The 13,038-nt window shown below is 63.0% G+C and carries 11 protein-coding genes; all 11 read left to right on the top strand.

Annotated features, from left to right (window positions below; all coding sequences use genetic code 11):
• Nucleotides 1-2 precede the first annotated feature (2 nt).
• Nucleotides 3-647: a 3-isopropylmalate dehydratase small subunit gene (leuD, locus tag PBDP_RS20030; protein WP_109754597.1), complete on the top strand. Its 645-nt coding sequence runs from the start codon at nucleotides 3-5 to the stop codon at nucleotides 645-647.
• A gap of 133 nt (nucleotides 648-780) precedes the next feature.
• On the top strand, nucleotides 781-1,545 hold the full coding sequence (locus PBDP_RS20025; protein ID WP_116833048.1) for a class I SAM-dependent methyltransferase: 765 nt from the start codon (nucleotides 781-783) through the stop codon (nucleotides 1,543-1,545).
• A gap of 54 nt (nucleotides 1,546-1,599) precedes the next feature.
• Entirely contained in the window at nucleotides 1,600-2,682 is a 1,083-nt protein-coding gene (gene leuB / locus PBDP_RS20020) for a 3-isopropylmalate dehydrogenase (protein ID WP_109754599.1), read from the top strand.
• A 54-nt stretch (nucleotides 2,683-2,736) separates the two neighbouring features.
• Nucleotides 2,737-3,849 carry an aspartate-semialdehyde dehydrogenase gene (asd, locus tag PBDP_RS20015; RefSeq protein WP_109754600.1) on the top strand — a complete coding sequence of 371 codons (1,113 nt, stop codon included), beginning with the start codon at nucleotides 2,737-2,739 and terminating at the stop codon, nucleotides 3,847-3,849.
• Between the two features lie 264 nt (nucleotides 3,850-4,113).
• Nucleotides 4,114-5,124 (top strand): aspartate-semialdehyde dehydrogenase, encoded by a 1,011-nt coding sequence (locus PBDP_RS20010; RefSeq protein ID WP_109754601.1) that lies wholly within the window; start codon nucleotides 4,114-4,116, stop codon nucleotides 5,122-5,124.
• A gap of 210 nt (nucleotides 5,125-5,334) precedes the next feature.
• The gene (locus tag PBDP_RS20005; protein ID WP_109754602.1) at nucleotides 5,335-7,932 is read left to right on the top strand and encodes a FimV/HubP family polar landmark protein; all 2,598 of its coding nucleotides are present in this window, start codon (nucleotides 5,335-5,337) and stop codon (nucleotides 7,930-7,932) included.
• A 437-nt stretch (nucleotides 7,933-8,369) separates the two neighbouring features.
• On the top strand, nucleotides 8,370-9,194 hold the full coding sequence (gene truA, locus PBDP_RS20000; protein WP_109754735.1) for a tRNA pseudouridine(38-40) synthase TruA: 825 nt from the start codon (nucleotides 8,370-8,372) through the stop codon (nucleotides 9,192-9,194).
• 63 nt (nucleotides 9,195-9,257) lie between these two features.
• Nucleotides 9,258-9,890, top strand: a complete 633-nt coding sequence (locus PBDP_RS19995) for a phosphoribosylanthranilate isomerase (protein ID WP_109754603.1) — start codon at nucleotides 9,258-9,260, stop codon at nucleotides 9,888-9,890.
• Nucleotides 9,891-10,144: 254 nt separating this feature from the next.
• Nucleotides 10,145-11,065 (top strand): acetyl-CoA carboxylase, carboxyltransferase subunit beta, encoded by a 921-nt coding sequence (gene accD, locus PBDP_RS19990; RefSeq protein WP_109754604.1) that lies wholly within the window; start codon nucleotides 10,145-10,147, stop codon nucleotides 11,063-11,065.
• Nucleotides 11,062-12,369, top strand: a complete 1,308-nt coding sequence (folC, locus tag PBDP_RS19985; RefSeq protein ID WP_212801221.1) for a bifunctional tetrahydrofolate synthase/dihydrofolate synthase — start codon at nucleotides 11,062-11,064, stop codon at nucleotides 12,367-12,369. Before accD ends, folC begins: the two co-directional genes overlap by 4 nt.
• Entirely contained in the window at nucleotides 12,353-13,015 is a 663-nt protein-coding gene (locus PBDP_RS19980) for an SPOR domain-containing protein (RefSeq protein WP_109754606.1), read from the top strand. The genes folC and PBDP_RS19980 overlap by 17 nt, the downstream gene beginning before the upstream one ends.
• Nucleotides 13,016-13,038 lie beyond the last annotated feature (23 nt).

Here is a 13,038-nt window from a genome sequence, read left to right as displayed (position 1 = left end):
GCATGAAAGCTTTTACCCAGCACACCGGTCTTGTCGCGCCTTTGGATCGTGCCAACGTCGACACCGACCAGATCATTCCCAAGCAGTTCTTGAAGTCCATCAAGCGCACCGGCTTCGGCCCGAACCTGTTCGACGAATGGCGTTACCTGGATGTCGGCCAGCCGTACCAGGACAACTCCAAGCGGCCGTTGAACAAGGATTTCGTGCTCAACGCCGAGCGTTACCAAGGCGCCAGCGTGTTGCTGGCCCGGGAGAACTTCGGCTGTGGTTCCAGTCGCGAGCACGCGCCGTGGGCCCTGGAAGAATACGGTTTCCGCAGCATCATCGCGCCGAGCTACGCCGACATCTTCTTCAACAACAGCTTCAAGAACGGCTTGTTGCCGATCATCCTCAGCGATGCTGAGGTGGATGAGTTGTTCCAGCAGGTCGAAGCCAACCCCGGCTACCAGCTGAAAATCGACCTCGCGGCCCAGACCGTGACTCGCCCCGACGGCAAGGTGTTGGGGTTCGAGATCGATGCGTTTCGCAAACATTGCCTGCTCAACGGCCTGGATGACATTGGCCTGACCTTGCAGGACGGCGAGGCGATTGCCGCGTTCGAGGCCAAGCATCGGGCGAGCCAGCCTTGGTTGTTTCGCGATGCTTGATTTTGCGTAAGGCGTAACGACGCCATCGCGAGCAGGCTCGCTCCCACAGGGATTTTCTTTACGCCGCAAATCCAATGTGGGAGCGAGCCTGCTCGCGATGAGGCCAGAACAGACACAGCCAAAAGGAAGTTCCATGACCAGCACCGCCCACAGTCAGGTTGTACAAAAGCAATTCGGTGAACAGGCCTCGGCCTATCTGAGCAGTGCCGTGCACGCCCAGGGCGCTGAGTTCGCGCTGCTACAGGCTGCGCTGGCTGGCCGTGGCGATGCCCGTGTGTTGGACCTGGGCTGTGGCGCCGGCCATGTGAGTTTCCACGTGGCGCCGCTGGCCGGTGAAGTGGTGGCCTATGATTTGTCCCAGCAGATGCTCGATGTGGTGACTGCGGCGGCCGCGGAGCGGGGCCTGGGCAATATCAGCACGGTGCGCGGTGCCGCCGAGCGTTTGCCCTTCGCCGACGGTGAGTTCGACTTCGTGTTCAGCCGCTATTCGGCGCATCATTGGAGTGACCTGGGCCTGGCGTTGCGGGAAGTGCGTCGGGTGCTCAAGCCGGGCGGGGTGATGGCGTTCATCGACATCCTGTCGCCGGGCACGCCGTTGCTGGACACCTACCTGCAAAGCATCGAAGTGCTGCGCGACACCAGCCATGTGCGCGATTATTCGGCCGGCGAGTGGTTGCGCCAGGTCAGCGAAGCGGGGTTGCACACCCGTAGCACCTCACGCCAGCGCCTGCGCCTGGAGTACCACTCCTGGGTCGAGCGCATGCGTACCCCCGAGGTGATGCGTGCGGCGATTCTCCAGCTGCAGCGTTCGATGGGTGATGAAGTGCGTGAATATTTTGAGATTGAGGCCGATGGTTCGTTCAGTACAGATGTACTGGTGCTGTGGGCCGAGCGGTAGCATTTTTCCCGGCCAGCGCCAGAGGCCTGTGTCGACAGAGCAAACGAGGAAAGCATGAGCAAGCAGATTCTGATTCTCCCAGGTGATGGCATTGGCCCGGAAATCATGGCCGAAGCGGTCAAGGTCCTGGAGCTGGCGAACGACAAGTACAGCCTGGGCTTCGAACTCAGCCACGACGTGATCGGCGGCGCGGCCATCGACAAGCATGGCGTGCCCCTGGCCGACGAGACCCTGGACCGTGCCCGTGCCGCCGATGCCGTGCTGCTGGGTGCCGTGGGCGGCCCGAAATGGGACAAGATCGAACGCGACATCCGCCCCGAGCGCGGCCTGCTGAAAATTCGCGCGCAACTGGGCTTGTTCGGCAACCTGCGTCCGGCGATTCTTTACCCGCAACTGGCCGATGCATCGAGCCTGAAGCCGGAAATCGTCTCGGGCCTGGACATCCTCATCGTTCGCGAGCTGACCGGCGGCATCTATTTCGGCGCCCCGCGTGGCACCCGCGAGCTGGATAATGGCGAGCGCCAGGCCTACGACACCCTGCCGTACAGCGAAAGCGAAATCCGCCGTATCGCCCGGGTCGGCTTCGACATGGCCCGCGTGCGTGGCAAGAAGCTGTGCTCGGTGGACAAGGCCAACGTGCTGGCCTCCAGCCAATTGTGGCGCGAAGTGGTCGAGCAGGTGGCCAAGGATTACCCGGACATCGAACTGAGCCACATGTACGTCGACAACGCCGCCATGCAACTGGTGCGCGCGCCGAAGCAGTTCGACGTGATCGTCACCGACAACATGTTCGGCGACATCCTGTCCGACGAAGCGTCGATGCTCACCGGTTCCATTGGCATGCTGCCGTCGGCTTCCCTGGACGCCAACAACAAGGGCATGTACGAGCCATGCCACGGTTCGGCGCCGGACATCGCCGGGCAGGGCATTGCCAACCCGTTGGCGACCATCCTGTCGGTGTCGATGATGCTGCGTTACAGCTTCAACTTGAACGATGCCGCCGACGCGATCGAAAAAGCCGTCAGCGTGGTCTTGGACCAAGGCTTGCGTACCGGCGATATCTGGTCGCAAGGTTGTACCAAAGTCGGTACGCAGCAAATGGGCGATGCAGTAGTCGCCGCGCTGCGGAATCTGTAATCTTTCGGGCCCACTGCTTCGACGGTGGCCCACTTTTGTATAGGTGTAGTTGCGATGAAACGTGTAGGTCTGATCGGTTGGCGCGGCATGGTCGGTTCCGTGCTCATGCAGCGAATGCTGGAAGAGCAGGATTTCGATCTCATTGAGCCGGTGTTTTTCACCACTTCCAATGTCGGTGGCCAGGGCCCATCCGTGGGCAAGGACACCGGTGTGCTCAAGGATGCCTACAGCATTGACGAGCTCAAGACCCTCGACGTGATCCTGACCTGCCAGGGCGGCGACTACACCAGCGAAGTATTCCCCAAGCTGCGTGAAGCCGGCTGGCAGGGTTACTGGATCGACGCCGCCTCCAGCCTGCGCATGCAGGACGATGCGGTGATCATCCTCGACCCGGTCAACCGCAAGGTCATCGACCAGCAGCTGGATGCGGGCACCAAGAACTACATCGGCGGCAACTGCACTGTCAGCCTGATGCTGATGGGCCTGGGCGGCTTGTTCGAAGCCGGGCTGGTGGAGTGGATGAGCGCCATGACTTATCAGGCGGCATCCGGTGCTGGTGCGCAGAACATGCGTGAACTGATCAAGCAGATGGGCGCGACCCACGCCGCCGTCGCCGATGACCTGGCCAACCCAGCCAGCGCCATCCTCGACATCGACCGCAAGGTCGCCGAGGCGATGCGCAGCGATGCCTACCCGACCGAAAACTTCGGCGTACCGCTGGCTGGCAGCCTGATTCCGTGGATCGACAAGGAACTGCCTAACGGCCAGAGCCGTGAAGAGTGGAAGGCCCAGGCCGAAACCAACAAGATCCTCGGTCGCTTCAAGAGCCCGATCCCGGTGGACGGCATCTGCGTGCGCATCGGCGCCATGCGTTGCCACAGCCAGGCGCTGACCATCAAGCTGAACAAAGACGTGCCGATAGCCGACATCGAAGGGCTGATCAGCCAGCACAACCCTTGGGTCAAGCTGGTGCCGAACAACCGCGAAATCAGCATGCAGGAGCTGAGCCCGACCAAGGTCACCGGCACCCTGAATGTCCCGGTGGGCCGTTTGCGCAAACTGAACATGGGTTCGCAATTCGTCGGTGCCTTCACCGTCGGCGACCAACTGCTGTGGGGTGCGGCCGAACCGCTGCGTCGCATGCTGCGGATCCTGCTCGAGCGTTGATCGATTGTCGCTGTGAAAGAACCCGCGCCTTGTGAGAGGTGCGGGTTTTTTATTTGGGGGGCGGTTTTGGGATTTTATGCGCCTGAGGCGGCGCCATCGCGAGCAGGCTCGCTCCCACATGGGATCCTTGGTGGCCGCAAAACCTGTGGGAGCGAGCCTGCTCGCGATGGGACCAGCCCAGGCACCGCAAATCCCCCTGCCAATTGCCTGCATACCGACCACCCGGTAAAGTGCCGCTCCCCACGTTTTACCTGAGGTAGACCCATGAGCCAGTCCTTTGATATTGCCGTGATCGGCGCCACCGGTACTGTTGGCGAAACCCTCGTCCAGATTCTCGAAGAGCGGGACTTCCCGGTCGGTAACCTGCACCTGCTGGCCAGCAGCGAATCGGCAGGCAGCTCGGTGATGTTCCGCGGCAAAAACGTGCGGGTGCGCGAGGTCGACGAGTTCGATTTCAGCAAAGTCCAACTGGTGTTCTTCGCGGCGGGCCCAGCGGTGACCCTGAGTTTCGCCCCGCGGGCCACGGCAGCCGGTTGTGCGCTGATCGACCTGTCCGGTGCCTTGCCGCCCGAACAGGCGCCGCAGATCGTGCCGGAAGCCAATGCCCAAGTATTGGCTGGCTTGAACAAACCGTTGCAGGTCAGCAGCCCCAGCGCGTCGGCCACGGCCTTGGCGGTGGTGCTGGCGCCGCTGCGTGAATGCCTGGATTTGCAGCGCATCAGCCTGACCGCCAGCCTCGCGGTGTCGGCCCAGGGCCGCGTGGCCGTGAGCGAGTTGGCGCGTCAGACTGCCGAGCTGCTCAACGCCCGTCCGCTGGAGCCGAAGTTCTTTGACCGGCAGATGGCGTTCAACCTGCTGGCCCAGGTTGGCGCGCCGGACGAGCAGGGGCATACGCAGCTGGAAAAACGCCTGGTCCGCGAGTTGCGCCAAGTGCTGAATCAGCCTTTGTTAAAGATTTCCGTCACTTGCATTCAAGCCCCGGTGTTTTTTGGCGATAGCTTTAGCGTGACTGTGCAGTCTGCCAAGGCCGTCGACCTGGCCAAGGTCAACGCGGCTTTGGAAGCGGCGCCCGGTATCGAGCTGGTGGAGGCGGGCGATTACCCGACGGCGGTGGGCGATGCGGTGGGGCAGGATGTGGTCTACGTTGGTCGTGTGCGCGGCGGGATCGACGATCCGGCGGAGCTAAATATGTGGCTGACGTCAGATAACGTGCGCAAGGGCGCGGCGCTCAATGCTGTGCAGGTGGCTGAGTTGTTGATAAAAGACTTGCTGTAAAAGATACTTGGCATCAATTTGTCGAATGATTCTAGCTGGGCGCTATGCTTGGCCGGAGTGCTGAAGGCGAACATCCCTCTGGGGGACTTTCCCGGGGCATGAGTGAAATGATCGCGCGCACCGTCGCATCGGGGCTGCGCGCAATGCCTTACGGCAGCGGCATCAATACCTTCTCGCTGGCCGAGGAATGTTCAAACAAAGGAAGAGGCTATGGTTCAAGTTCGCAAACTGGTGTTAGCAATAGCGGCCGCCTCGGCGCTGTCCTCCGGTATGGCGCAAGCGCTCGGGCTCGGGGAATTGACCCTGAAGTCGACGCCGAACCAGCCCTTGGTCGCCGAGATCGAGTTGCTCGACGTCCAGCAACTGACCGCCGCCGAAGTCGTGCCGAGCCTGGCCTCCCCCGAAGACTTCGCCAAGGCCGGGGTCGACCGCCAGGCCTTTCTCAATGACCTGACCTTCACCCCGGTGATCAACGCCAACGGCAAGAGCGTCCTGCGGGTAACCTCCAGCCGTCCGCTGTCCGAACCCATGGTCAAGTTCCTGGTGCAGGTGATGTGGCCCAATGGCCGTCTGCTGCGCGACTACAGCGTATTGCTCGACCCCTCCAAATTCTCGCCACAGGCCGCCGACGCCGCCCGGGCGAAGCCACCCCAGGTTGTGTCCACACCGGTTACCGGCGCCACCAAGCCTTCCCAGTACACCACCACGCCGCGCGATACCCTGTGGGAAATCGCCGCCAAGGTGCGCAACGGCGGGTCGGTCCAGCAAACCATGCTGGCGATCCAGGCGTTGAACCCGAACGCGTTCATCAACGGCAACATCAACCTGCTCAAGACCGGGCAGGTGTTGCGCCTGCCGGATCCGGTGCAAAGCACGGCGTTGCCGCAACCCCAGGCCATCGCTGAAGTGGCTGCGCAGAACGCCGCCTGGCGTTCGGGACGTCGGGGCGTGGCGGGTGCCGGCAAGCAGCAGTTGGATGCCACCAAGCGTGGTCGTGGCGAAGGCGCGCCGGCACAGGCCGCCGGTCGCGACAACTTGAGCCTGGTGTCGGCCGACTCGGCGAAGGCGGGCGGCAAGGGCAAAGGTGCTGCCGGCGATGCCCAGGCGCTCTCCAACAAGCTTGCTGTCACCCAGGAAAGCCTCGATTCGGCGCGCCGGGATAACGAAGAACTGAAAAGCCGCATGGCGGATCTGCAGAGCCAACTGGACAAGCTGCAGCGCCTGATCGAGCTGAAGAACAACCAGCTGGCCAAGATGCAGGCCGAAGGCGCCGCCGTTCCGCCAGCCGGCGAGGCACCTGGGGCGATGTCCGCACAGCTGACGCCTGCGCCAGCGGCACAAGCCCCGGCGGCTGCACCGGCACCTGCGCCAGAAGCGACCCCGGAAGCGACACCGCCTGCCGCGCCGGTCGAACCGACGCCTGCCGCGTCCAACGAGCAAAAATACAACGACCTGCTGACCAACCCGATCCTGCTGGGGTTGATTGGCGGCGGTGCACTGCTCCTGCTGTTGCTGCTGTTGTTGCTCGCTCGACGCCGCAAGGCCCAGCAAGAAGCGGAAAAACACTTGCGCATGGCCCGGGCCCTCGAGGAGGAGGCTGACTTCTCCCCGGAGCTCGATCTGCCCCCGAGCAGCTTCGAGGGCATTGAGGTTCCGCCACCTAGCGTAAAACTCGAGCCGAAACCCGCACCCGCGCCTGCGCCGGCCCCCAAGCCAGCCCCGGTGGTCGCGCCTGTGGTGGTCACGCCGCCTATCGCCGCGCCATTGGTGGCTCCGGCCGCCGAGCGTTCCGACGACGTGCTGCCCCAGGCCCAGTCCCATATCGACCGCGGCCGCTTGAACCAGGCAGCCGACCTGCTCGAGCAGGGCATCAAGGCCGAGCCTCAGCGCAGCGACTTGCGTCTGAAGCTGATGGAAGTCTACGGTCAGCAGGGTGACCGCGACGCCTTTGTCGCCCAGGAGCGCCAGCTGGTGGCCAATGGCGAAAACTTCGCCCAGGTCGAACAACTGAAGAGCCGTTTCCCGGCCATGGTGGTCGCCGCTACAGCAGGCCTGGCCGCAGCGACCGTGGCCGCGGAGCTGGATGCGCAGTACGTCAAGGATCTGCTGGAAGACAAGTCGCCAACCGACGAGGAACTCGACAGCGCCTTTGACCTGAGCCTGGATGACCTGGAAACCCCGGTCGCACCGGCCCCCGAGCCTGTCGCGGAGTTGGACGCGTTTCCGGAGGACGACGACCTGAGTTTCGAGTCGGTGCTCAAGCAGCAGACCGAGGCCAACGAAAGCCTGGACGACCTGTCGGAGTTCGACCTGGACCTGGGCGCCGACGCGCCGACGCCGATTCCGGCGCTCGATGACGAAGACTTCCTGCTGGACCTGGACGATGACCTCAAGGGCTTGGACTTGCCTGCGACTGAAACGCCAGCCTTGGCCGATACACCGGCTGACGACCTGGAGCTGCCAGCGGATTTCGATCTGTCCCTGTCCGATGAAATGGATGCCCACGATGCGCCCAAGGACGCCTTCGAGTCCGAGCTGGATGATGTAAACGCCGAGCTGGATCGTTTGTCCGACAGCCTGGGCCAACCGACCTTCACTGCCGAAGATGCCTTGGTCGGCGCTGAAGACGAACCGGACTTCGACTTCCTCAGCGGTACCGACGAGGTAGCCACCAAGCTCGATCTGGCCCAGGCCTACATCGACATGGGTGACAACGACGGCGCTCGCGATATCCTCGGCGAAGTCCTCAGCGAAGGCGACGCGACCCAGAAGAGCGAAGCACAGGAAATGTTGTCGCGCCTGGTCTGAGAGGCTCGGTTCAACAAGAGCGGCAGCCAATGAGGCTGCCGTTTTTGTTTGGGGTTGGGAGGTGATGGTGTTGGGCTAGCCCCATCGCGAGCGGGCTCGCTCCCACAGGTTTTTGTGTGTAGCGTAAAATCTGAATCCAACAGAGCTCTTTGTGGGAGCGGGCTTGCTCGCGAAAGCAGGGTGTCAGTCATGAATTTTTAGCTGGCACACCGTATTCGCGAGCAAGCCCGCTCCCACATGGTTTTTGTGTGTTGCGTAAATTCTGAGTCCATCGCCAGCCCCCTGTGGGAGCGAGCCCGCTCGCGATGGCGTCGGCCCGTCCAGCACAGGACTAACGGTTGCACTGGCATCCCGTCCCGACCGCCTTATAATGCCCGCCTTTGCGTACCTCAGCAGGCTGTAATTCCTTGGCAAACATAGACAACCCGGCCGCCGAAATGGCGGCCGACGGCTTTTTCCGGATCGCCTTGGGCGTTGAATACAAAGGCTCGCGCTACCGTGGCTGGCAGCGCCAGGCTTCCGGTGTACTGACCGTGCAGGAAACCCTCGAAAACGCGCTGTCCAAAGTCGCCGACTCGCCCGTGTCGCTGCATTGCGCCGGCCGTACGGACGCTGGCGTGCATGCCTGCGGCCAGGTGGTGCATTTCGATACCCAGGTCGAGCGTTCGATGAAGGCCTGGGTGATGGGCGCCAACATCAACTTGCCGCACGACGTCAGCGTCAGTTGGGCCAAGGAGATGCCGGCGCATTTCCATGCGCGCTTCAAGGCCATCGCCCGGCGTTATCGCTACGTGATCTACAACGATCAGATCCGTCCGGCGCACCTGAACGAAGAAATTACCTGGAATCACCGCCCGCTGGATGTCGAGCGCATGGCCGAGGCCGCGCAATACCTGGTCGGCGTCCATGATTTCAGCGCGTTCCGAGCCGGCCAGTGCCAGGCCAAGTCGCCGATCAAGGAACTGCATCACTTACGCGTGACCCGTCACGGCAAGATGATCGTGCTCGACATCCGCGCCAGTGCCTTCCTGCATCACATGGTGCGCAACATCGCCGGCGTATTGATGACCATTGGGGCCGGCGAGCGCCCGGTGGAATGGGTCAAGGAAGTGCTCGACAGTCGTATCCGCCGTTCCGGTGGCGTCACGGCGCACCCGTTTGGCTTGTACCTGGTGCAGGTCGAATATCACGATGAATTCGAGTTGCCACAGCGTTACATAGGGCCACATTTCCTCACGGGCTTCTCGGAACTCGACGGCTGACGCCCCGCGCAGCATTTGCTACCATCCGGGACTTTCACGGATTTGCCTGAGGTTTTAGCCACCATGCCGGTCGTTCGCAGCAAGATTTGCGGGATCACCCGCGTCGAGGACGCGTTGGCGGCGGTCGAGGCCGGGGCCGATGCCATCGGGCTGGTGTTTTACGCCAAGAGTCCGCGGGCGGTGACGGTGCAGCAGGCGAGGGCGATCGTCCAGGCCTTGCCGCCATTCGTGACTCCCGTGGGCCTGTTCGTCAACGCCAGTCGTTGCGAGCTAGGCGAGATTCTCGATGCGGTGCCGCTGGGCTTGTTGCAGTTCCATGGCGACGAAACCCCGGCCGATTGCGAAGGCTGGCATCGTCCGTACATCAAGGCGTTGCGGGTCAAGGCCGGCGACGACATTGCCGCCCGTTGCGAGGCCTTCGCCAGTGCCAGCGGCATTTTGCTGGACACTTATGTGGAAGGTGTTCCTGGCGGTACCGGCGAAGCCTTCGACTGGTCGCTGGTGCCACAAGGCCTGGGCAAACCGATCATCCTGGCCGGTGGCCTGACGGCGGAAAACGTCGCCGCGGCCATTCGTCAGGTTCGCCCTTACGCAGTGGATGTGAGCGGTGGGGTGGAACAGGGCAAGGGCATCAAGGACCCGGCAAAGATTCGTGCATTCATGGCCGCTGTACGCAGTAGCCAGTCGTCAATGTGACGGCTGGCAGACTGCCGCCGTCCATACCAGCACTGTACAAAGCAGGCAGGCGCCGCCTCCGGGTGGGCCGATAACGTAGGGGTAACCGCGGTGCAGCGGTTGCCGGGATGGCTGAGGAGGTTGGGCTGCATGCAGGTCATGTTTCGCGCTGACCGTGGTGGCCTTCGATCCTCGCCGCACAATGAATTTAGCTCAAGGGCATACGCGGGGCCGCGAACCAGAGCGTTCGGGCCGCCGGTACTGGAGAAAGAAGCATGAGCAACTGGTTAGTAGACAAACTGATCCCTTCGATCATGCGTTCCGAGGTGAAGAAAAGCTCGGTGCCTGAAGGTCTGTGGCACAAATGTCCATCCTGCGAGGCGGTGCTGTACCGTCCCGAGCTGGAAAAGACCCTGGACGTTTGCCCCAAGTGCAACCACCACATGCGCATCAGTGCGCGTGCCCGTATCGATATTTTCCTGGACGCTGAAGGTCGTGTGGAATTGGGCGCCGACCTGGAGCCTGTGGACCGCCTGAAATTCCGCGACGGCAAGAAGTACAAGGACCGCCTGACCGCTGCCCAGAAGCAGACCGGCGAAAAAGACGCCCTGGTGTCCATGAGCGGTACTTTGCTGGGCATGCCTGTGGTGGTTTCGGCCTTCGAATTCTCCTTCATGGGCGGTTCCATGGGCGCCATCGTTGGCGAGCGTTTCGTGCGCGCGGCCAACCATGCCCTGGAAAACCGCTGCCCGATGATCTGCTTCTCCGCTTCCGGCGGTGCGCGGATGCAGGAAGCGCTGATCTCCCTGATGCAAATGGCCAAGACCTCCGCGGTGCTGGCGCGTCTGCGTGAAGAAGGCATTCCGTTCATCTCGGTACTGACCGACCCGGTCTACGGCGGTGTTTCCGCCAGTCTGGCCATGCTCGGCGACGTGATCGTCGGCGAGCCGAAAGCCCTGATCGGCTTCGCCGGCCCACGCGTGATCGAGCAGACCGTGCGTGAAAAGCTGCCGGAAGGCTTCCAGCGCAGTGAGTTCCTGCTGGAGCACGGCGCCATCGACATGATCATCCATCGCCAGGAGCTGCGTCCGCGCCTGGGCAACCTGCTGGCTCAACTGATGGGGCTGCCGACGCCGAAATTCGTCGCCGCACCGATCGAGCCGGTCGTGGTTCCGCCGGTGCCTGCAGGCCTATGATCCAACGTACCCTGGGCGACTGGCTTGCCTACCTCGAGCAGTTGCATCCATCGGCCATCGACATGGGGTTGGAGCGCTCGCAAGCGGTAGCGTCCCGCATGGGACTCGCCAAGCCCGCGCCCCGGGTCATCACCGTCACCGGCACCAACGGCAAGGGTTCGACCTGCGCCTTCATGGCCTCGCTGCTGCGGGCCCAGGGGCTGAGCGTCGGTGTCTACAGTTCGCCGCACCTGCTGCGCTATAACGAACGGGTGCAAGTGAACGGCGTCGAAGCCACAGACGCCCAGCTGTGCGAAGCCTTCGCCGCGGTGGAAGCCGGGCGTGGCGATACAACCCTCACATATTTCGAGATGGGCACCCTGGCGGCGTTCTGGTTGTTTGCCCGTGCCGGTCTCGATGCGGTGGTGCTGGAAGTCGGCCTGGGCGGGCGGCTGGATACGGTCAACCTGGTGGACGCAGACATTGCACTGGTCACCAGTATTGGCGTGGACCATGCCGATTACCTGGGCGATACCCGCGAATCCGTGGCCTTCGAAAAGGCCGGCATCTTTCGCCAGGGCGCGCCTGCACTCTGCGGCGATCTCAATCCGCCCCAACCGTTGCTGGACAAGGTTCGCGAACTGAGTTGCCCGTTTTTTCTGCGCGGGCGGGATTTTGACCTGACGATGACCGAGCAGCATTGGCAATGGCGCGGCAGCGACCTGCGGGGCAATCCGGTGGAGTTGCGCGATCTGCCGCTGTTGGACCTGCCGATGGAAAACGCCGCGTTGGCGCTCCAGGCCTATCTGCTGCTGGGCTTGCCCTGGGATGCCGGGCAAATCGTCCAGGCGTTGCAGGCGACTCGTGTGGTCGGGCGCCTCGATCGTCGTCAGTTCGATTGGCAAGGCAAGCGCCTGAACCTGTTGCTGGATGTCGGCCATAACCCCCACGCAGCGCAGTACCTGGCCGAGCGCCTGGCGCGGCGGCCGGTGGTGGGGCAACGCCTGGCGGTGTTCGGGTTGCTGTCCGACAAGGATCTGGATGGCGTTGTCGAGGCGTTGGGTGCTAGTGTCCAGCACTGGGCGGTGACGCCACTGGATTCGCCGCGCTCACGTACGGCGGAGCAGTTGCAGGAAGCCTTGCAGCGTCGCGGTGCTTCAGTGCAAGCCTACGCCAGTGTGGCCGACGCCCTGGAAGGGCAGTGCGCCCTGGCGACGGCCGATGATGAAATTCTGCTGTTCGGATCATTTTTTTGTGTTGCCGAGGCCCTTCAATGGTTGGCCCGGCGCTCCACGGAGGAGGCTGCAGATGGCATTGCTGGATAAGGCGTACAAGCAGCGCATGGTCGGGGCCCTGGTGTTGGTGGCCCTGGCGGTGATTTTCCTGCCGATGCTGTTTTCCCGCCAGGATGAGCAGCGCCAGGTCACAGTCGACGCGCCGGCCGCGCCCCAGGCGCCTTCAGTGCCGCCGGTGCAGGTTGAGCCAGTGGTTGTGCCCGAGCCTCAGACGTTGCCTCAGGAACCGGTGCCAAGCGACGAGGAGCTGGCTGAGCAACCTGCTGCGCCTTCCACGCCTATTGCGCCCGCTCCTGCCCCGGCCGCGCCAAGCAAGCCGACTGTCGCGCCAGTGCCTGTTCCAGCAGCGCCAGCGGTCAAGCCGGCCCCGAGCCAGCCGATCACCGCGGCACCCGCCAAGCCGGACACGACCCAGAGTCGTGTGGATGCCAATGGCCTGTCGGTCAGTTGGTCGGTGCAACTGGCCAGCCTGACCAGTCGCGAAAGTGCCGAGAACTTGCAGAAAACCCTGCGCAGCCAGGGCTACAACGCCTACATCCGTTCCGCCGATGGCAAGAACCGGGTGTTTGTCGGTCCGCTGATCGAGCGTGCCGAGGCCGACCGCCTGCGTGATCTGCTCAGTCGCCAGCAGAACCTCAAGGGGTTCGTGGTGCGCTTCCAGCCCGAGCGCGGCTGACAGCGATTTAGTGGATTTGAATC

This window comes from Pseudomonas sp. St290 (assembly GCF_018325805.1).
In the GTDB taxonomy this organism is placed as follows: Bacteria; Pseudomonadota; Gammaproteobacteria; order Pseudomonadales; family Pseudomonadaceae; genus Aquipseudomonas; species Aquipseudomonas bijieensis.
This window is presented reverse-complemented; position numbering and strand designations above follow the sequence as displayed.

Excerpts from the sequence above, each read along its gene's own strand:
- leuD (WP_109754597.1), top strand. The coding sequence starts at position 3 with ATGAAAGCTTTTACCCAGCACACCGGTCTTGTCGCGCCTTTGGATCGT.
- truA (WP_109754735.1), top strand. The coding sequence starts at position 8,370 with ATGGCGGCCGACGGCTTTTTCCGGATCGCCTTGGGCGTTGAATACAAA.
- accD (WP_109754604.1), top strand. The coding sequence starts at position 10,145 with ATGAGCAACTGGTTAGTAGACAAACTGATCCCTTCGATCATGCGTTCC.
- PBDP_RS20005 (WP_109754602.1), top strand. The coding sequence starts at position 5,335 with ATGGTTCAAGTTCGCAAACTGGTGTTAGCAATAGCGGCCGCCTCGGCG.
- PBDP_RS19980 (WP_109754606.1), top strand. The coding sequence starts at position 12,353 with ATGGCATTGCTGGATAAGGCGTACAAGCAGCGCATGGTCGGGGCCCTG.
- leuB (WP_109754599.1), top strand. The coding sequence starts at position 1,600 with ATGAGCAAGCAGATTCTGATTCTCCCAGGTGATGGCATTGGCCCGGAA.
- PBDP_RS20025 (WP_116833048.1), top strand. The coding sequence starts at position 781 with ATGACCAGCACCGCCCACAGTCAGGTTGTACAAAAGCAATTCGGTGAA.
- folC (WP_212801221.1), top strand. The coding sequence starts at position 11,062 with ATGATCCAACGTACCCTGGGCGACTGGCTTGCCTACCTCGAGCAGTTG.
- asd (WP_109754600.1), top strand. The coding sequence starts at position 2,737 with ATGAAACGTGTAGGTCTGATCGGTTGGCGCGGCATGGTCGGTTCCGTG.
- PBDP_RS20010 (WP_109754601.1), top strand. The coding sequence starts at position 4,114 with ATGAGCCAGTCCTTTGATATTGCCGTGATCGGCGCCACCGGTACTGTT.
- PBDP_RS19995 (WP_109754603.1), top strand. The coding sequence starts at position 9,258 with ATGCCGGTCGTTCGCAGCAAGATTTGCGGGATCACCCGCGTCGAGGAC.